Origin of the sequence: Bacillus sp. FSL R10-2780 (genome assembly GCF_038006125.1) — a bacterium.
GTDB classification, from domain to species: Bacteria; Bacillota; Bacilli; order Bacillales; family Bacillaceae_G; genus Bacillus_A; species Bacillus_A cereus_U.
Genome location: NZ_JBBOUQ010000001.1, coordinates 382,369 through 401,022, shown reverse-complemented (window position 1 = coordinate 401,022; position 18,654 = coordinate 382,369). Strand labels below are relative to the sequence as shown.

Below are 18,654 nucleotides of genomic sequence, written 5' to 3'. Positions count from 1 at the left end.
AAGAAATTCTTATAATCCTCATGCATAAAACAAAAACGTTACATTATATAGAATGAGCTATACTATACACTGAAGGGAGGATTTTACAATGTCCATTAATTTTCATGATGCAAATAATAAGTATACGTATGCAAATCGTAACGCACATATTTCATGGCAGGAAACAATAAACAATATTGTAGATGTACAAAACAAACAAGTAATTGATATAGGTTGTGGTGGAGGCATTTATACGAAAGAACTTGCTCTTATGGGAGCCAAAAATGTTGTTGGGCTTGATTTTTCAAAAGAAATATTACAAGCTGCAAAAGAAAATTGTAATGCCTTCCCAAACATTTCATTCATTCACGGTGATGCGCATAACATTCCATATCCTAACGAATCATTCGACCTTGTCATTTCTCGCGCAGTCATCCATCATTTACAAGATGTTCCTACATTTATACGAGAGGCTTCTCGCATATTAAAAAAAGACGGTATACTTATTTTACAAGACCGAACTATTGAAGATTGTACAATTTCAGGAAATCCTGAACACATTCGTGGATACTTTTTCTCTGTATTTCCAAAACTCATTGAAATAGAATCAAAAAGAAGACCAAAAACCACTACTATACAGCAAGAATTACAAAAATATTCTCTTCAAGTGTTCCCCATTCAAGCACACTGGGAAGTACGAAAAACACATGATTCTGTAGAAGCATTGCTGCAAGATTTATCTCCTCGAACCGGACGATCCATTCTATATGAATTAACAGATAATGAACTTTCTCAACTTCTACATCATATCCAAACAGCATTACAAAACGTCTCTCCTATCATCGAAAGAGATCATTGGACAATTTGGAGCGCTAAGAAATTGTAAGGAAGGAAGCCTCACAAAATAATGTGAGGCTTCCTTCTTTCATAATCTAGTTTTGCAACACTCTTGATATCCTCCACTCCTGGCCTGCGCACTTCCACACTTCGGACATACTAAATATCTAGACTGATTTGTCAACAAACTACCTTTTTGAAAGAGTAAAACTTCTGCTTGTTTAAACGAACGCGAATAATATAACCACATAAAACCAATTATAGCAATAATGCCAAATAATACTCCCATCGCAAGCATTTCAGTCACCTCTTTTGGTTTGTTCTTTCCAGCAAGTGGATTGTTGTATTATTCTCTATAAATTCAAATAATTCCTCCCTTACTCCTATAAATATCGATTTTCTCCATAAACTTTACAATTCTCTATAATGTTTTACAGCATTTTTACAAACAGCATTAACCCTTATATTCTCAGCTATATTTCTACAGGAAAGTGTATTTCCCAAAAAATATATTGACTTTCTAAAAAAAACATGTGAAAATATTGTCAGAATACTTAAATAAAAATTCATTGACGAGAACGAGTACGTTACAGGGCTGTTCCCCAGAGAGTTGGTATTTTGCTGAAAGCCAATGCTCAGTTCGTAACCGAAAATCATCTCCGAGAAGTAGAACCGAATGCTGAAGTAAGTTCTTACCGGTCGTCCTCCGTTACAAGGAACACGTATCATGTTGTACGTTGTAAGCCGTATACATATAAATATATTTCTACATGTATAAATTAGGGTGGTATCGCGGGTAAATATAACTCGTCCCTTTCTTAAGGGACGAGTTTTTTGTGTTCTTACAATGAATTTACAAAAAAGGAGGCAAAAACAATGAACACTGTATCAAAAAAACATATTTTTTTCACAGGTCTTATGCTATTTTCTTTATTTTTTGGAGCAGGTAATTTAATTTTCCCTCCAATGCTTGGACAAAATGCTGGTGAAAACTTTTGGCCAGCAATGATTGGTTTTTTACTAACAGGAGTCGGCTTACCGCTACTTACTGTTATCGCCATTTCTCTATCAGGAAATGGAATGCAACAACTTGCAAGTCATGTTCACCCATCATTCGGAATATTCTTTACAGTAGTTGTATACATTGCAATCGGTCCATCTATGGGCATCCCACGCGTTGCTAATGTCGCTTATGAAATGGGAGTTAGTTCTTTCTTACCAGAAACTATTCGCTCTAGCAGCCTAGCGCTATTTTTATACACAGTCATCTTCTTTGCTATCGTATTTTGGCTTAGTTTAAATCCTTCTAAACTCGTCGATCGTATCGGAAGCGTATTAACACCTATTTTATTACTCTCTATTTTCTTATTATTCGTTAAGGGTGTATTTACACCCCTCGGGCCATCCGGACCAGCAATGCAAGAGTATCAAATTTCTCCAATTTTCAAAGGTTTTATGGAAGGATACTTAACAATGGATACCATTTCAGCACTTGCATTTGGAATTATCGTTGTAAATGCAATTCGCTCAAAAGGTGTGAATGACCGTAAATCCATTGCCATCGCAACAGCAAAAGCAGGACTTATTGCCGCTACCGGTCTCGTACTTGTATATGGTGCACTTGGCTGGCTTGGTACAACTAGTGTCTCTCTCGGATACGCAACAAATGGCGGACAGCTACTTACCGTTATCGTACAACAATTACTCGGTCCATATGGTCTAATTCTATTATCTCTTATCGTTACACTCGCTTGCTTAACAACATGTATTGGACTTGTATCTGCATGCAGTCAATACTTCTCAACATTATTAACGAAATTTTCATACAAAACGTTAGCAAGTGTCATTTGCTCGTTAGGATTATTAGTTGCCAACTTAGGTTTAACAAAAATTATCGCAATCTCTGTTCCTATTTTACTTGTTGTATATCCAATTGCGATTGTACTCGTATTACTATCATTATTTCATAAATATTTCGGTGGATATCGTTCTGTTTATGTAGGTGCGTTAATTGGATCTGCAGTTGTGAGCGTATTTGATGGTTTAAAACAAGGGAATATTCCTGTTTCATCTATCACATCTTATTTCGAGTTTATTCCATTATATAATGAAGGAATTGGCTGGTTAGTACCAGCATTAATTGGGGCTATTATCGGTTTTACTATCGCAAAATTAAGTGGCGCCAAAGCAGTACCATTAACGGATCATTCACCTGAATCGAAAGTATCATAAAAAAACTCCCATTTCGGGAGTTTTTTACATTTGATAAGAAGTATGATTAAAGCTACTTACTTTATAAGCTTTCGTATAGTAATCAATATTCGTATCCACTGTTTCTACTTTTACAACATCATAACAATCTTCTTGTTTTACTAGAAATAAATAATATTCTTCTGTCGCCTCAATAATTGCAATACGATCTGTTTCAATATCATATTGTTCACAAAGTGCTTGCAACGCATTCACATAGTTACCTAATTTTTTCGTTTCATCCATTCCAAATATCGTTTGAACTAACATACACTCTCTCCCCTTTGTATGTACTGTTAACACCTTAATGATAACGCTTACATAATTAACCGTCAACAAAAAGCTTTGACCATATATAGCCAAAGCTTCCTTCTTATTTCGTCAATTGGTGTCTAAACGCATAAATAACCGCCTGTGTCCGGTCACTTACATTTAGCTTATTTAATATATTACTCACATGTGTCTTTACTGTTTTAAGGGCAATAAACAACTCATCTGCAATCTCTTGATTACTTTTCCCCTCTGCAATTAATAACAAAATTTCAGACTCTCTTTCTGTTAACTCCTCATGCAAAGGTTGTTCTTTCTTCTGACGCATACGAGACATCATTTTGCCAGTAACTTTCGGCTCTAATACCGTTTCCCCATCATAAGTAGCTCGTACAGCATCTGCAATATCACTCGCTCTTGATGTTTTTAATAAATAACTTGTCGCCCCCGCCTCAATAACAGGATATAACTTTTCATCATCTAAAAAGCTCGTGACAACTACAATTTTTGCTTCTGGCCATTCTTGAATAATAGCACGTGTCGCTTCAACCCCATCCATCTCATCCATAACAAGGTCCATTAAAATAATATCCGGTCTTAATTGCAAAGCTAACTCTGAACCTTTTCTTCCATTTTCAGCTTCTCCAACTACTTCAATATCTGGCTGCGTTGATAAATATGCTGATACACCCATTCGAACCATTTCATGATCATCAACTAATAATACTTTTATCATGATTCTCCCCCTCTCTCAATCATAATCGGTACTTTCACTTCTATTTGCGTACCTTTATTCGGAAAACTAAGAACTTTTAATGTACCACCAATTTCATGAACTCGCTCTTGCATTGACCTTAAACCGTATGAACCAGCCTTATTAACACCAACTTTAAACCCAACACCGTCATCAATAATTTTCAAAATCGCATATTGATCAATTTTACGAAGGCGTACTTCGGTTTTCTTTGCCTTCGCATGCCGTAAAGTATTAGACAGCGCCTCTTGTACAATACGGAATAAATGATCCTCTACACCTTTTTTCAATTGAATCGGTTCAATTAACCATTCAATTTTCATATGTTGCTTTCTAGACAGCTCTGTTAATAATTCTTCTATACCCTCTGTTAGTTTCTTACCTTCTAACTGCACTGGGCGTAAATGAAGGAGCAATGCTCTCATTTCTGATTGTGCATTTACAACCATATTTTCAACAAGCTGCAACTGTTTTTGCGTCGTGTCTGGAATTTTAGCTACTTGTTCATTAATGGCTGACATCATCATCGACATTGCAAAAAGCTGCTGACTTACAGAATCATGCAGCTCTCTCGCTAATCGATGCCTTTCTTGAGAAATCGCTTCTTGTCTCATCTCTTCATTCCAATGGGCTCGTTCATTCGTTACTTTTTGAAATAGCCCAGCTTGCTCCTCTAAGCGACGAGCAAGACCAATTACTTTTCGTTCCACTTCATGAAATTCATCATCCGCAGTAAATGAAACATCACTCGGAAAATTCCCTCGCTCTACTTCAAATAGAAAAGTATTTAATCCTTGTATACGCTGCTCTATATAATAACCGATTGCATATCCTACAATTCCTCCGATAAGAAGACTCGTACTCATAATAAACAAGCCAATTGGAACAGAAGCAATGGATTCTTTCCATAGTAAATCATAAACTTGTTGCTCACTTTTCCATACATATACAATTGTACAAATAAGTGCGATACTCACAGAGGACAACATAGAATAACGAATATACATCCACGAAATATTCCTTTGTTTTTTCATTATACTTTCCTCACTTCCGTATCGCCTACGACAAGCGAAGAAATAATTTTAATACGACGAGGGGCTTCTTTATACTGTTCTGTTCTAAACGTAACATTACGGTTAAATCCAGTTTCTTCATGTCCTGGCAGGAGCACTCGCCCAACAATAACAGAATGATTTAAAGACAATTCAATATCATATGGTACATATAAACGAATATTACCAATGACGCCCCGAATAACAATAACCGTTTCCCCCTCTGGAATCATAGCAGTTGTTAAATCAATCTCGACGTCACAAGCACCATATTGGACGTTAATATCCTCTATTTCATAAATATGATCCATCATTCGTACATTACCTACAAACATATTTTTTATATACGGTTCTGTACGATATATTTGTTTTTCTTCATCTATATATCCCTTTTCTTTAATTTCAACTTTCATTGCTTTTTGCTGATGTCCTTGTTGAATAAGCTGATAACCAATTAAAGCTAAACAAGCAAACACAACAAGTACGAATGCTGCTGATGAAAATAAGAAGAATAAGAATACAATACCACCGACAAATAAAAATACATTCCCTCTTACATAACGATTCTTCTTTCGATAATGTCTTCCAAACATAATCATAATAAATGCAAATATTAGACCACCTGGTTCAAAATGTCCAAGTATCATATCAAGAAAAAGACCGAATCCAAATATGATGAGGAGCATCCCCATAAATTGTGTTTTTGAAAAGTGCTTCTTCATTTCAGCTCCCCCCCTCTTTGTCACATATACATAGAAGAAAAGGCATTGCTTTCCAACACCTTTTCTCCTATCACTATATCATAAGCCTGTTTTATTATATACTACAATTATTTTGTTACTTCTTTCGTTAATGATACTTCATTTTTCTCTTTCATTTCACGCTCTAGTTTTGCAATTTTCATATCAAATGTATCACGCTCATGCTCTTCATTTATACGAAGCTCTATGTCACGAATGTGATCTTCAATTTCTTCGAATCGTAAGAACGGATTATTTTCATCCATTTTATGCATAGCAGTATTCATACGACGGTTTGCATGCGCCATATTTTCACGTGCCATTAATTCCATACGCTTTGCGTTCATTTCTTTTAATTTATTTTTCATTTCTGAAAGACGACGCTCTAACTCATCAATTTGCTCTACAACACCAGCATACATTTCTTCTAAGCGAGTTACTTGCCCTTCATAATACGCTACTTCTTCTAATGCACGTTCATGCAATTGCAATTCGCCTGCTTCTTGTGCGATGATAGCTTGCTTTGATCTTTTATTAACGAAATAACGTGCTTGCTCAAGCTCACGAGCGAAGTTAGATTTTAATGTTTTATGACGCTGAATTAACTTCTCAATTTTTGTTATTTCACGCTCACTATCGCGTAAATATTGGTTTAACATAGCAATTGGATTTTTTCTTTCTTTCTCATCTAACACATTATGAAAATCAGCTAAAATTGCATCGCGTACACGTCCGAATAAAGATTGTTTCATTATAATCTTCCTCTCTTCTACTTTATAATTTGATTTGATTTATTTTATATTAGTTTTTCATTAACTTGTTCCACTCATCTTCAAAGTTGCTATATGGTTTAGAACTTTCTGGAGCAGAATCAACAACTACATTTTTTCCTTTTTTCCACTCACGGTATCCGTAGTATAAAACTACTAATGCTGCGATACCGATTAATGCTGGAGAATGAGAAAGTGCAATGGACAAGCCGATCAAACCAACAATACCCCAAGCTAACTTTCCAAAAAATGATTTAGCTCGCACAAATGATTTATAGCTCCAGTACACAACTCCTGCTCCGATTGCGAATCCTACAATACCAGCAAGACTACCAAGAGCAATTAAAGCCAAAATACCGGCCGCGATAAACGCTAGAAATTGTTTCATCTTGTGCTTGCCTCCCTTCGATTTGATACTCTTATCTTAACTATTTTTTCATTTTTTCATAACGAGCTTAAGAACCGTTTTTAACTCAGACTTAAGACTGAGTTCCATTCAGCCTTTTGTAAAAATATAAGGAAAGATAGGATAACTCACTCTTTTATCGCACAGAAAAAGCCGTACAGAGAATATTCTCTGTACGGCTTTTTGTTGCTACGAATAAAATTCATATTTAATTATGCTGTTTTATGATACTCTTTCTTTTCCGCCACTTTAGAAAACCTCGGGAAACCAATTAATATAGAAATGATTCCACATACGCCAACTAAAATTGGATAAAATGCATATGGTAACAATTCGATCGGAGATAACGCAGCAAACCCTGCCGCTGTTAACATTTGAGCACCATATGGGATTAACCCTTGTATACAGCAAGAGAAAAGATCTAATACACTCGCTGATTTACGGGGATCAATTTCATATTGATCTGCAATGTTTTTTGCAAGCGGACCTGTAAAGATAATTGAAATCGTATTATTCGCTGTACACATATTCGTCATACTCACTAAGCCAGCAATACCGAATTCTGCGCCCTTTTTCGAACGAATATTACGCGTTAAAAGATTCATTAAATATTGAATGCCACCATTATATTGGATCAGTTCCACCATACCACCGATTAAAATGGCAAGTAATACTAACTCCATCATACCGCCCATTCCAGTCGTTACACTTTTAAAGAAACTTTCTAACGTGTAACTTCCATCTATAAGACCGATAGCACCTGATAATACTGTTCCACCAGTTAATACAATGAGTACATTCCAGCCAAGTAGCGCTGTAACAAGTACACCTGCATATGGTAAAATCTTCACCCAATCAAATGCATGAGCTTTAATTTCTGTATCATTACCTAAAGTAATCATTACTAATAGTACAATTGTAATGATTGCAGCTGGCAATACAATTAAAAAATTCGTTTTAAACTTATCTTTCATTTCTGTTCCTTGCGAACGAACAGCAGCAATTGTCGTATCAGAAATAAATGATAAATTATCACCAAACATCGCTCCGCCAACAACAGTAGCCATCGTAAGCGCAATTGAGATATCAGTTTGCCCACTAATACCTACAGCAATCGGTGCTAATGCAGCAATTGTTCCCATTGAAGTTCCCATCGCTAATGAAATAAATGCCCCTATAACAAAAATTCCAGCTACGATAAATCCTGGTGGCAAAATAGTTAACGCTAAGTTAACAGTGGAATCAACTCCGCCCATTCCTTTTGCTGTTTCAGAAAACGCCCCTGCAAGTACAAAAATCAAAACCATGATCATAATATCAGGGTTTCCTGCACCTTTAGCAAATCGTTCTACTTTCACATTAAAGCTTTCCTTACGATTCATCACTAAAGCAATTCCTACAGCAATTGAAATCGCTATAAGTATCGGCAATTTATAGAAATCACCTGTAATAATTCCAGAACCAATAAATAGTGCCAAAAATATCCCAAGTGGTAATAAAGCTAAACCATTTCCTCTCGTTTCTTTCAAAGTACCATCTCTCCCTAGTTTCAACCTTTTTCTAATGAATAACAAAAGACCTCTTCCAACGAGAAGAGGTCTTATACATCTATAAGAAACACTCTTCTCATCTTTCAAGCACATGCTTGCTGGATTTGGCACAGCACTCTGAAATCGAGTCCGCTGCCGAGGCATCGTAGGGCCAGTCCCTCCGCCTCTCTTTATAAGAAGGTTTCATATTTATTTTTAAATAATAATTTCTTTCCTAACTTTACTCGCTTACAAAACAAAAGTCAATTATTTTTTGTATAGATTTTTTTGGTAATTATACAAAAAGGTGAATAAACCAATCATTTCAACTTTTTAATTTCTTTATCCAATATTGAGATCCAATAAAATTTTCTATTTTTTATCGTCGCGATAATCCATTTTGTTGTATTCCATGCTAACTCATATTCTTCCTTTGTAACATCACCAATTTTGTAAGCATCCTCTAACTCGTCTTCATCCAGTACATAGACCTCACCGTTCGGTAACAATACTACATCTAAATATAAATCATCAAAATAAGGTAAACCACGATCGTCTATTTTAAATTCTTTCGTCACATCGATATAATATTGCACTAATTGTTTTTGATTGTCTAACATAGCTGTAATTGCAAAGTTTTTGCCGTTTATAAAATATTGCATCCATGTATACCCATCACCTGCAATGCAAAGCTCTTTACTATTGTATTCTTTATAACTAGGCTCTCTCACCTTTTTTATATCCAATATTCCTAACATACCTGCTTCAACTTGTTTTACTGTGTATGTCTTCTCTATTAATCGCTTCCACGTAGAACCATCACCGTACTTACGTTTCATAACTTTCTCTCCTCTTCTACATACAGAAAAGCTCTCACATAATATGTGAGAGCTTTTCAAATCCTAATTAAGCCGCTTGACCTTTTTCAGATATCTCTTTTAAATAGGCTTGTCCTTTTTCAGCGTCATATTGACCTTCCCACTTAGACATAACTACAGCCGCTAAAGAGTTACCTACAACGTTAACTGCTGTACGAGCCATATCTAGAATACGGTCAATACCTGCAATAAACGCTAAACCTTCAGCTGGAATACCAACTGTACCAAGTGTTGCTAATAATACAACGAATGATACGCCCGGTACACCCGCGATACCTTTTGATGTAACCATTAATACAAGTAATAACGTAATTTGTTGTGTAATGGATAATTCAATACCGTACATTTGCGCTAAGAAAATTGCCGCAATTGCTTGATATAAAGTTGATCCATCTAAGTTAAATGAATAACCTGTTGGAATAACGAAAGATGTAATTGCTTTCGGACAACCGAATTTCTCCATTTTCTCCATAATTTTCGGTAAAACTGTTTCTGAACTTGCTGTAGAGTACGCTAAGATCAGCTCGTCTTTTAAAATTTTAAAGAATTGGAAAATGTTAATACCGAATATTTTCGCTGTAAGTCCTAATACAACTACAACGAAGAAGATCATTGCTCCGTATACTACAATGAGTAATTTCCCTAATGGAATTAATGAAGCTAATCCGAATGTAGAAACTGTAACACCAATTAATGCGAATACACCAAATGGTGCAAACTTCATAACTTGGTTCGTTACATAAAACATTGCATCTGCTACACCTTGGAAAAATTGTAGAACTGGTTTACCACGCTCACCAATTGCTGCTACACCTAAACCAAATAATACTGAGAAGAAGATAATAGCAAGCATATCACCTTCAGCCAATGATTTCATAATGTTCGTCGGAACAATATTTACAAACGTATCCGCGAACGAATGACTTTGTACTTGCTCTGTCGTAGCTGTATATTTTGAAATATCTGTTTTCGTCAATTTATCCATATCCACGCCTTTTCCAGGTTGGAAAATGTTCGCTATTAATAGACCAACAACAATTGCAATCGTTGTAATAATTTCAAAGTAAAGAATTGTTTTTCCGCCTAGTCGACCTAACTTCTTAACATCGCCAACACCAGCAACCCCAACAACAATACTTGCTACAACAATCGGTACAACAATCATTTTAATTAATCGGATGAAAATATCACCAATTGGTTGTAAGTACTTCACCACTTCCTGATTGCCAAAGAAAATCGCCCCAACTGCAATACCAAGCGCAAGTCCTATTAAAATTTGCCATGCAAGTCCTATTCTTTTCATACTTGTGGTAACCCCCTCTTCGATGTGTCACTCTATCTCTCATTCTATCTCTATAAAACATGAAATTAAGAGTATTACATATTATTCGACAATTCACTACATTTTGTCCCTGTTAAAAATCATAAATCAAAATTTAAAATCTGACAACAAAATAAGTTTGCCCGAATGCAAATAATTTTGTTGACAAAAACAAAACCCATGTCAGAAAACCTCACATGAGAACGATTCCTCACTAGTGATTTATAGGTTTTTAAAGTAATGTTTCACCATCGAAAACTCCATCATTTTCCATGTTTTTTTTAGAACAAAATAGAAAATGGTGCATTTTTGTATGCATGCAAAAATTTCACTTTATGACAAACACTACGAAAAGATACTAAATTCCGACAAAACTTAGCAAATTTATAAAGTTTTCTTTACATTATGATTACAACAATAGACACCCTTCTTCTTCTTATGATATATACATTCATAGGGAAAGGAGCAAGACAACAATGAAAAAGAAATTTGCAGCATTTAGTGTTTTAGCAGCTGGAACGATTTTCGTTTCCCCATTACTTTCACCCGTATACGCTGAAACGAATGAAAATAAATTATCTAATATTCAATCCGAATTAGAAGGCAAACAAAATGACTTACAAAATAAATCAGCTGAGAAAGAACAAATAGAAAAAGAAATCCAGGAATTACAAAAGAAAATCGACGAATTAACTACTTCTATTAATAAAAACGAAGCTGAATTAAAAGATACACAAAAAGAAATTAGCAACACACAGCAAGTTATTACTGAAAAAAAGAAACATATAGAGCAATTACAAACGAACATAGATACACGGCAGGAAGTTATTAAACAACGACTACAATCTATGCAAGAAAAGCCTCGTACGAGTATCATTACAGAAGTAATAACAAGTTCTGCAAATATTGCCGATCTTGTTGATAATATGTATTCTATAAGTTTAATTTTAAATAACGATACAGATATTGTAAAAAAGCAAACAAGTGATCAAGATGCTGTGACGACCGAAAAAGAGGCTGTTGAGAAAAAAGAGCAACAACTGAAAGAATCCGGACAGAAATTAGTACAAAAACAACAAGAGTTACAAAATAACCAACAACAGCAACAAACTTTTATTAACGATCTACATACGAAAGTAGCAAAAGTAGATTCTGAGATTGAAGGATTAGAAGAGTCAAAAGGCATTTTAGAAAACCAGCGTCAAGCTGTTCAAAAAGCAATTGAAGAAGAAAAACGTGCAGAAGAAGCGCGTAAAGTTGAAGAGGCACGCAAGGCTGAGGAAGCAAAAAAACAAGCCGCCGCTTCTGCTAAAGAAAGCAAACAATCCGCACCAACACCGCAAGATACGAACAAAGGTGGATTTATTAAACCAGCAGCCGGATCGAAAACTTCAGGGTTTGGTACACGTTCTTTAGATAACCATAAAGGAATCGATATTGCCGCTTCAGGGACAGTGCCAATCGTGGCTGCTGCAGATGGCGTCGTTATCCGTTCAGAATTATCATCTAGTTACGGAAACGTTGTATACTTATCTCACCGTATAAACGGAAAAACATATACAACTGTATATGCACATATGAGTAGCCGTTCTGTATCTAATGGACAAACTATAAAACAAGGTGATCAACTTGGATTTATGGGGAATACTGGACAATCTTTCGGTCAACATTTACACTTCGAACTTCACCTTGGAGAATGGAATGTCGGTAAGACAAACGCTGTCGATCCATCTCCTTATATTGGATTATAAAAAACTCGGTGCATACCGAGTTTTTTTACTACCATTTCACACTTTATAGGCATTTCACATAAACTACAACTAAATGCCTATATTTTGCGGGGTGGTAAATATGAATACACAATTACAAGAAGAAATAGAAGAAGCTAGAGAAACATACATCGGTCGGTTATTTACATTCGGCGGCTCAGCGTTATTTTTAATTGGATCATTTATCGCAGTTGTCACAGCTTATAAAGCATATAATCGCTTATTAAATACTTCTACAACATAATAAAAAGACGGAGAAATCTCCGTCTTTTTATTATGCAAACATTTTAAATACGCCTACCGCATTTAAAAATACGATAATTACAGTTACCGGAATAACATAACGAAGTAAGAAGAACCAAATGTTAAATAATGTTTTCCCTTTCGTTTCCGTAACTTCTAATTCTTTCATTAATAACTCTTTACTCATTTTATTTGGTACGAATAGCGAAATGGCTAGTACCCCTAACGGCAGTAACACATTACTCACCGAAAAATCGACGAAATCAAAGAATGTCTTACCAAATATTTTCACATCACTCATAATTCCAAACGATAACGCTGATGGAATTCCAACTGCAAAAATAAGAATACCAATTAATAACGAAGCTGACGGACGCTTCTTCTCATTATCTTTCGCAACAGATGCTACTACAATTTCAAGCATTGAAATCGCAGATGTTAAAGTCGCAAAGAAGAATAAAACTAAAAACATAATGAAGAAAAATTGTCCAAATGGAATTTTCGCAAAGACAGCAGGAAGAACGATAAACAGTAGCCCTGGTCCTTCTGTCGGTTTAACTCCTAATGCGAAAATCGCCGGAAAAATCGCTAATCCTGCAAGTACTGTAACAAATACAGTTAAACTTACAATAGATGTTGCTGATTTAGCTAAATGCTCTTCTTTCTTTAAATACGAACTATACGTTACCATTACCGAGGCACCTACCGTTAGTGAGAAGAAAGATTGTCCCATCGCATATAAAATCGTATCTGCTGTAAGCTTTGAAAAATCTGGTTTTAAGAAGAACTCTACCCCAGCCATAGCACCATCAAGTGTTAATGCACGAATAATGATAGCAATAAATAAAATGAATAATAGCGGCATCATGTACTTACTTGCCTTTTCTATGCCTTTTTCCACACCTTTACTAACAACAAAAATGGTACAAAGCATAAAGATGAATTGCGCCCCAATCGCACTTACTGGATTTGCAATTGTTTCAGCAAACAATTGCCCATAATCGACTACTCCGTTCCAGAAACTACCTGTGACACTATAGTATAAATAAAGTAAAATCCATCCACCTACAACACTATAAAAAGATAGTACGCTAAAACAAGTAACAACCCCCATACGACCAATCCAAGGATATAACTTGCTATTTGGTACTAATACTTTATAAGCTGTAACTGCCTCTTTTTGAGTACTACGGCCAATAACAAATTCAGCTACAAGAAGAGGCATACCAATAAATATAGTTAATAGTAAGAATACAAGGAAGAATGCGCCTCCCCCGCCATTACCTGCAACATATGGAAACTTCCATATTGCCCCAAGACCTACTGCGGCTCCCGCTGCTGCGAGTACAAAGCCTATTTTCGACGTCCATTGCTGTGTTTCTTTCATTATAATTTCTCCTTTTCTGAATATTGTGATTTTTATTAATTATACACTTTCATTTCATACTCGCACACCTCCTTTAGAAAATAAAAAAGTCCCCTACACGCAAATATGCATGTAGAGGACGATATATGTAATATAAATACCGTGGTACCACCTCAATTGGATTGATAAATCCCACTTGTTCAAGTACAGGAAAATTCCGATACTCTATCCTTTTAACGGCGGAACCCGGGTTGCCTACTGCAATGTTCAGCATACCTCTCGCAAGCCCATTCTGTATATTTTACCGTACCGGGCTCACACCTTACCCCAGCTCTCTGAACGCATCAAATATACGTACTCTTCTTGCTCATCGATTTCATCTATTGAAGTTACTTGTGATTATAAATTATATTCTTATAGTTGTAAAGCACAATTTATTCATTATCCTATATGAACCTTTCTCTCTAATTCTTGTAAAAACAATTCTCTTTTTTCTCCATTTAGAACATATACTGACTTTAATACTTCTTGTAATAATATATTTCTCTGCCGCTTATCTACTTGTAATTCTTTCACTTTTATTCTTACTTCATATAAAAAATCAAGATACGTTTCATATGTCTCATCATATTTATTTGCGATATCATCACGAATTTTTTTTGCAAGTTTCGGACTTGCCCCTCCAGTAGAAACAGCTACATTAAGTAGTCCACGATGAATTGCCGCCGGAAAATGAACATTTCCACTTTCCGGATTCGTAATAACATTTACCAATTGATTTACCGAGGCATCTTCAGCAATTTGTTCATTTAGTACCGAATTGCTAGTCGCTGCAACTACTAAAAAAGCATCTTTAATATCACTTTTCTCATACTCTCTTTGATACCAACGAATTTGCTTTTCTTCTACAAGTTTCACTAAATTTGCATCTAATTCTGTACTTACCACAACAATATCCGCACCTTGTTTTAGTAAAGGAATAATTTTAAACCCTGCTACTTTCCCTCCACCAATGACAACAACACGTTTCTTATCAACTCGCACTGTAAGTGGATACATATTGATCTCCCTTCAATATTTCCTCTGTTTTCTGAATTAACATCTCTCGAAACGCTACATTCTTTCCTAAATATGGACTTATTTTTATCTCTTCCGACTCATATTGACGCACTTCTTTCTCAACATGTTTCATGAGTAAGCCTGTAAATAATAAGTAAGGTAACACAACAATGTTCCGTTCTTTTTGTTCTACAATTTCTTTCAACTTCTCATCAAACTTCGGCTCTGCAGCTGCTAAATAACAAACTTCCACCTCTTTAATGTTCTCTTCTTTTTGAAATAAAGAAGAAATCCAATTTATGTCTTGTAAAGTTTCCGGATCACTACTCCCTCTTGCAACAAGCAAAAGTGTTACTTCTTCTTCATAGTCTTGAATGCCACTTCCGTTATATACCGCTTTTACAAGCACTTCTGATACACCAAATGGATTACCATACACTATTTTGATATCCGGATATTCCTCGTTTAACTTTCGTAATTCAAGCGGAATATCTTTCTTTACATGTCCTGCCGCTAATAAAAAAACAGGAATAGCGACAATCTCTGTAGCACCATGCTTCACACATGTACGAAATCCTTCTTCAATAGAAGGACTCGCTAGCTCTAAAAAACAAATTTCTTGAATATTTGCCTCTACACGGTTCATACATGACGTAATAAATGCAACGGCTTCTTCTTTTGCTGCTTTCAAACGGCTTCCATGACATATATATAATACAGCCTTCATTTTACAATACTCCGCTTACTGGATATGCATTTTCCGCTTGTTTCTCAAACCAATGTATCTTTTCTCTAAAACGGACAACTTCTCCAATAACAATCATACTCGGATTTTGAATTTGTTCTTTTTTAGCAACATCTACAATTGTTCCTAACGTCGCTGTAACAGTACGCTGCATAGATGTCGTTCCCCACTCAATAATAGCGGCAGGTGTGCTTTGATCTTTTCCATGTTTTATTAGTTGTTCACATATGTAAGGTAAATTACTAACCCCCATATAGACCGCTAATGTATCTACACCTTTCGCTAAACTTTCCCACTTCACTTCCTCTTCAGCCCCTTCTTTCCGGTGCCCTGTCACAACAGCAAAACTTGCACTTGCATCGCGATGTGTTACTGGAATTCCAGCGTAAGCAGGAGCAGCTATACCAGCTGAAATACCAGGAATAATTTCAAATGGGATACTTTGCTTTGCTAACGCTTCAGCTTCTTCTCCACCTCTTCCAAATACAAATGGATCTCCGCCCTTAAGCCTCGTTACAACTTTTCCTTTTTTCGCATATTTAATAAGAAATGTGTTAATTGTCTCTTGCTTCATCGTGTGATAATTTGGGAGTTTCCCGCAATAAATTAAATCTGCTTCAGGCTTTGCATAAGAAAGCAATTCTTTATTTACGAGACGATCGTACAAAATAACATCAGCCTTCTCGATGCATCTCAACCCTTTAACAGTAATTAAATCCGGATCACCAGGACCCGCCCCAACGATATAAACCTTCCCCATCATCTCTCCTCATTTCTACTATTAAAGTGAAACTTCCATCCTTTTATATGAATGGAAGTTAGAATACTTTCGTATTACAATGTTATTTACTCATGAACAACAAATGCCGCACCTTTTCGAATCTTCTTTTTTTCAAACAAAGAAATCTCCTTTACTTCTGGCAACGGTAAAAAATGCTTTTCAAGCTCAATCTCCGCAAGCTTAAATGCCTGTTCTTCACTTTGAGCAACAACGACTATTGGAACAACACTATTCGCTATTACAGCTTCAAATCGATATAAATCCATATTGTCCCTCCTAAGACGCTATTACTTCTTCTAATACACGATTTAGTACAATTTGTAATTCTTCCACTCCAACACGCCCTACGAAATCATAAAACGTTTCGGCTAGTAATTTATTCTTTTGGAAATAACTTAAAAAGGACACGAGAACATCCGGCAAATCTTCTCCATCTATTTTCCCTTTTAATTTTTCGTTATATGCTCCTCCGTCTAATAGCGTTCCGCCCACATATATTTCAAACGCCTCAACGATTCCCTTTTCCTTCGTTTTCAGTTTTATCCCTTGCAAACCAATATCAGCAATTTGACGTTGACCACAGGAATTCGGGCATCCTACCATATGAATTCGAACTGGAACATCGAGTGCAATTTGTGTATCTAAGTACTCTGCGATTTTGCGTAATCTTTCTTTCGTTTCTACTAACGCAAGATTGCAATACTCAATACCAGTACATGAAACCGCATGACCAATAAATGATTTCGGATTTGCAGAAATTGCTTCAAACAAAGGTTCACTTAATAATCCTGCAACATTTTCTGGCGGAACATTCGGAATAATGAAATTTTGTGAGTTACAAGTACGAATTTGCCCGTTTCCATATTGCTTTGCAATTCTAGCAATCTCAAGCATTTCCTCTGCATGTAAACGTCCTACTGGTACATTAAAGCCGACATACTTTAATCCTTCTTGTTTTTGATCTTGAACACCATAAAAGTATCCTGCATTCCAGCCTTTGAGAGCACTTTCCCCTTTACTTTGCAATAGGCCTGTGTATTCTACTAATTTCTCTTTAAATTTCTCAGCGCCCCAGTCAGCGACAAGAAATTTCAAGCGTGCTAAGTGGCGTTTTTCACGATATCCAAAATCACGGAATATAGTAGCAATTGCAATCGATACTGCCTTCACTTCTTCTGGTAAAACGAATACATCTAATTCTTCCGCTAAGTACGGACGAGCTGATAAGCCTCCGCCTACTTTTATGTGAAAACCAACTTTTTTCTCACCATCTATTTCTTTCGTAGCAGGTGTAAATGCCACACAGTTAATCTCTGCATTTGCTGAATTATAAATGTTAGAACTAATAGACATTTTAAATTTACGTGGTAGATTAGAAAACTCTTCATTATGTTGGAAGTAATCGTATATTTCTTTAACAATCGATGTTGTATCAAATAGTTCATTCGCATCAATTCCAGCAAGTGGATTACCTGTAATATTACGCGTAATATCACCGCATGCCCCTGCTGAAGATAAACCAGCTCTCGCTAATCTTTTAAAAATATCCGGAATTTGCCCAATTTCTAACCAATGAAACTGAATCGCCTGTCTTGTCGTAATATCTAACACATCACGCCCATAATCTTCAGCGATGGAAGCTAGCACCTCTGCCTGCGCATTTGTAATAATCCCAGAAGGAATATTGACACGCATCATAAAATAGCCCGCTTCTTTCGGTCGTTGCAAATACAATCCCGCCCATTTAAATGCGTCCCACTCTTCTTTCGGAATAGATTCAAATCCATTCTCCGCATAGTAAGGAATATCATTAAAGATTTCTAATCCGTCTTTCTCTAATTTCTTTTTCTCTGTTTGATTTAATTTTTCATTATTAGCCCACACTTTTTCATAACTCATCTTTTA

The 18,654-nt window shown here is 35.9% G+C and carries 20 protein-coding genes, 1 riboswitch and 2 other annotated features; of the genes, 4 read left to right on the top strand and 16 right to left on the bottom strand.

Features of this window, described 5'->3' with window-relative positions:
• Positions 1–88 precede the first annotated feature (88 nt).
• Positions 89–865, top strand: a complete 777-nt coding sequence (locus tag NSQ47_RS02140; protein ID WP_341035973.1) for a class I SAM-dependent methyltransferase — start codon at positions 89–91, stop codon at positions 863–865.
• A gap of 39 nt (positions 866–904) precedes the next feature.
• On the opposite strand, the gene NSQ47_RS02135 is transcribed toward NSQ47_RS02140, so the two are convergent.
• Positions 905–1,114 (bottom strand): hypothetical protein, encoded by a 210-nt coding sequence (locus NSQ47_RS02135; protein ID WP_000880631.1) that lies wholly within the window; start codon positions 1,112–1,114, stop codon positions 905–907.
• Positions 1,115–1,376: 262 nt separating this feature from the next.
• Positions 1,377–1,634: a binding site (T-box leader), on the top strand.
• A gap of 58 nt (positions 1,635–1,692) precedes the next feature.
• On the opposite strand from NSQ47_RS02135, the gene brnQ3 reads away from it, so the two are divergent.
• Positions 1,693–3,048 (top strand): branched-chain amino acid transport system II carrier protein BrnQ3, encoded by a 1,356-nt coding sequence (gene brnQ3 / locus NSQ47_RS02130; protein ID WP_341035972.1) that lies wholly within the window; start codon positions 1,693–1,695, stop codon positions 3,046–3,048.
• Positions 3,049–3,072: 24 nt separating this feature from the next.
• Here the strand turns inward: brnQ3 and NSQ47_RS02125 are convergent, their stop codons facing one another.
• The 9 genes from NSQ47_RS02125 to gltP form a co-directional block, all read right to left on the bottom strand.
• The gene (locus tag NSQ47_RS02125; RefSeq protein WP_002158639.1) at positions 3,073–3,429 is read right to left on the bottom strand and encodes a DUF3992 domain-containing protein; all 357 of its coding nucleotides are present in this window, start codon (positions 3,427–3,429) and stop codon (positions 3,073–3,075) included.
• 10 nt (positions 3,430–3,439) lie between these two features.
• Positions 3,440–4,072: a response regulator gene (locus NSQ47_RS02120; protein ID WP_000598709.1), complete on the bottom strand. Its 633-nt coding sequence runs from the start codon at positions 4,070–4,072 to the stop codon at positions 3,440–3,442.
• Complete coding sequence (locus tag NSQ47_RS02115; protein ID WP_002158640.1) at positions 4,069–5,124, bottom strand: sensor histidine kinase; 1,056 nt, start codon at positions 5,122–5,124, stop codon at positions 4,069–4,071. Before NSQ47_RS02115 ends, NSQ47_RS02120 begins: the two co-directional genes overlap by 4 nt.
• Positions 5,124–5,864: a cell wall-active antibiotics response protein LiaF gene (gene liaF, locus NSQ47_RS02110; protein ID WP_002158641.1), complete on the bottom strand. Its 741-nt coding sequence runs from the start codon at positions 5,862–5,864 to the stop codon at positions 5,124–5,126. The genes NSQ47_RS02115 and liaF overlap by 1 nt, the downstream gene beginning before the upstream one ends.
• 107 nt (positions 5,865–5,971) lie before the next feature.
• Positions 5,972–6,634, bottom strand: a complete 663-nt coding sequence (locus NSQ47_RS02105; protein WP_002158642.1) for a PspA/IM30 family protein — start codon at positions 6,632–6,634, stop codon at positions 5,972–5,974.
• A 49-nt stretch (positions 6,635–6,683) separates the two neighbouring features.
• Entirely contained in the window at positions 6,684–7,040 is a 357-nt protein-coding gene (locus NSQ47_RS02100; RefSeq protein WP_002149463.1) for a lmo0954 family membrane protein, read from the bottom strand.
• A 230-nt stretch (positions 7,041–7,270) separates the two neighbouring features.
• Entirely contained in the window at positions 7,271–8,587 is a 1,317-nt protein-coding gene (locus NSQ47_RS02095; RefSeq protein ID WP_033710430.1) for a Na+/H+ antiporter NhaC family protein, read from the bottom strand.
• 94 nt (positions 8,588–8,681) lie between these two features.
• Positions 8,682–8,787, bottom strand: a riboswitch (SAM riboswitch).
• Positions 8,788–8,907: 120 nt separating this feature from the next.
• On the bottom strand, positions 8,908–9,426 hold the full coding sequence (locus tag NSQ47_RS02090; protein ID WP_341035970.1) for a DUF402 domain-containing protein: 519 nt from the start codon (positions 9,424–9,426) through the stop codon (positions 8,908–8,910).
• 67 nt (positions 9,427–9,493) lie between these two features.
• Complete coding sequence (gene gltP / locus NSQ47_RS02085) at positions 9,494–10,768, bottom strand: glutamate/aspartate:proton symporter GltP (protein WP_002158645.1); 1,275 nt, start codon at positions 10,766–10,768, stop codon at positions 9,494–9,496.
• Positions 10,769–11,262: 494 nt separating this feature from the next.
• Between gltP and NSQ47_RS02080 the strand changes: the two genes are divergently transcribed.
• Both NSQ47_RS02080 and NSQ47_RS02075 read left to right on the top strand, forming a co-directional pair.
• Complete coding sequence (locus NSQ47_RS02080) at positions 11,263–12,537, top strand: murein hydrolase activator EnvC family protein (protein WP_341035967.1); 1,275 nt, start codon at positions 11,263–11,265, stop codon at positions 12,535–12,537.
• 100 nt (positions 12,538–12,637) lie between these two features.
• Positions 12,638–12,799 carry a hypothetical protein gene (locus NSQ47_RS02075; RefSeq protein ID WP_002158647.1) on the top strand — a complete coding sequence of 54 codons (162 nt, stop codon included), beginning with the start codon at positions 12,638–12,640 and terminating at the stop codon, positions 12,797–12,799.
• Between the two features lie 30 nt (positions 12,800–12,829).
• Here NSQ47_RS02075 and NSQ47_RS02070 read toward each other — a convergent pair whose 3' ends face one another.
• From NSQ47_RS02070 to NSQ47_RS02045, 6 genes are all read right to left on the bottom strand, one after another.
• The gene (locus NSQ47_RS02070) at positions 12,830–14,185 is read right to left on the bottom strand and encodes a sodium-dependent transporter (RefSeq protein ID WP_002158648.1); all 1,356 of its coding nucleotides are present in this window, start codon (positions 14,183–14,185) and stop codon (positions 12,830–12,832) included.
• A gap of 111 nt (positions 14,186–14,296) precedes the next feature.
• Positions 14,297–14,544 (bottom strand) — a binding site (T-box leader).
• A gap of 61 nt (positions 14,545–14,605) precedes the next feature.
• Positions 14,606–15,223: an NAD(P)-binding protein gene (locus NSQ47_RS02065; protein ID WP_341035965.1), complete on the bottom strand. Its 618-nt coding sequence runs from the start codon at positions 15,221–15,223 to the stop codon at positions 14,606–14,608.
• The gene (locus tag NSQ47_RS02060; RefSeq protein WP_341035963.1) at positions 15,198–15,950 is read right to left on the bottom strand and encodes a sirohydrochlorin chelatase; all 753 of its coding nucleotides are present in this window, start codon (positions 15,948–15,950) and stop codon (positions 15,198–15,200) included. Before NSQ47_RS02060 ends, NSQ47_RS02065 begins: the two co-directional genes overlap by 26 nt.
• Before the next feature lies 1 nt (position 15,951).
• Complete coding sequence (gene cobA, locus NSQ47_RS02055) at positions 15,952–16,728, bottom strand: uroporphyrinogen-III C-methyltransferase (RefSeq protein ID WP_070138997.1); 777 nt, start codon at positions 16,726–16,728, stop codon at positions 15,952–15,954.
• An 86-nt stretch (positions 16,729–16,814) separates the two neighbouring features.
• The gene (locus NSQ47_RS02050) at positions 16,815–17,015 is read right to left on the bottom strand and encodes a DUF3906 family protein (protein WP_002158652.1); all 201 of its coding nucleotides are present in this window, start codon (positions 17,013–17,015) and stop codon (positions 16,815–16,817) included.
• Between the two features lie 10 nt (positions 17,016–17,025).
• Positions 17,026–18,648: a nitrite/sulfite reductase gene (locus NSQ47_RS02045; protein ID WP_341035962.1), complete on the bottom strand. Its 1,623-nt coding sequence runs from the start codon at positions 18,646–18,648 to the stop codon at positions 17,026–17,028.
• Positions 18,649–18,654 lie beyond the last annotated feature (6 nt).

Bases quoted from the DNA above. Each gene is read 5' to 3' on its own strand.
- NSQ47_RS02120 (WP_000598709.1), bottom strand. From the start codon at position 4,072: ATGATAAAAGTATTATTAGTTGATGATCATGAAATGGTTCGAATGGGT.
- brnQ3 (WP_341035972.1), top strand. From the start codon at position 1,693: ATGAACACTGTATCAAAAAAACATATTTTTTTCACAGGTCTTATGCTA.
- NSQ47_RS02105 (WP_002158642.1), bottom strand. From the start codon at position 6,634: ATGAAACAATCTTTATTCGGACGTGTACGCGATGCAATTTTAGCTGAT.
- NSQ47_RS02075 (WP_002158647.1), top strand. From the start codon at position 12,638: ATGAATACACAATTACAAGAAGAAATAGAAGAAGCTAGAGAAACATAC.
- NSQ47_RS02115 (WP_002158640.1), bottom strand. From the start codon at position 5,124: ATGAAAAAACAAAGGAATATTTCGTGGATGTATATTCGTTATTCTATG.
- cobA (WP_070138997.1), bottom strand. From the start codon at position 16,728: ATGGGGAAGGTTTATATCGTTGGGGCGGGTCCTGGTGATCCGGATTTA.
- NSQ47_RS02100 (WP_002149463.1), bottom strand. From the start codon at position 7,040: ATGAAACAATTTCTAGCGTTTATCGCGGCCGGTATTTTGGCTTTAATT.
- gltP (WP_002158645.1), bottom strand. From the start codon at position 10,768: ATGAAAAGAATAGGACTTGCATGGCAAATTTTAATAGGACTTGCGCTT.
- NSQ47_RS02090 (WP_341035970.1), bottom strand. From the start codon at position 9,426: ATGAAACGTAAGTACGGTGATGGTTCTACGTGGAAGCGATTAATAGAG.
- NSQ47_RS02050 (WP_002158652.1), bottom strand. From the start codon at position 17,015: ATGGATTTATATCGATTTGAAGCTGTAATAGCGAATAGTGTTGTTCCA.
- NSQ47_RS02080 (WP_341035967.1), top strand. From the start codon at position 11,263: ATGAAAAAGAAATTTGCAGCATTTAGTGTTTTAGCAGCTGGAACGATT.
- NSQ47_RS02135 (WP_000880631.1), bottom strand. From the start codon at position 1,114: ATGCTTGCGATGGGAGTATTATTTGGCATTATTGCTATAATTGGTTTT.
- NSQ47_RS02140 (WP_341035973.1), top strand. From the start codon at position 89: ATGTCCATTAATTTTCATGATGCAAATAATAAGTATACGTATGCAAAT.
- NSQ47_RS02045 (WP_341035962.1), bottom strand. From the start codon at position 18,648: ATGAGTTATGAAAAAGTGTGGGCTAATAATGAAAAATTAAATCAAACA.
- NSQ47_RS02070 (WP_002158648.1), bottom strand. From the start codon at position 14,185: ATGAAAGAAACACAGCAATGGACGTCGAAAATAGGCTTTGTACTCGCA.
- liaF (WP_002158641.1), bottom strand. From the start codon at position 5,864: ATGAAGAAGCACTTTTCAAAAACACAATTTATGGGGATGCTCCTCATC.
- NSQ47_RS02060 (WP_341035963.1), bottom strand. From the start codon at position 15,950: ATGAAGGCTGTATTATATATATGTCATGGAAGCCGTTTGAAAGCAGCA.
- NSQ47_RS02065 (WP_341035965.1), bottom strand. From the start codon at position 15,223: ATGTATCCACTTACAGTGCGAGTTGATAAGAAACGTGTTGTTGTCATT.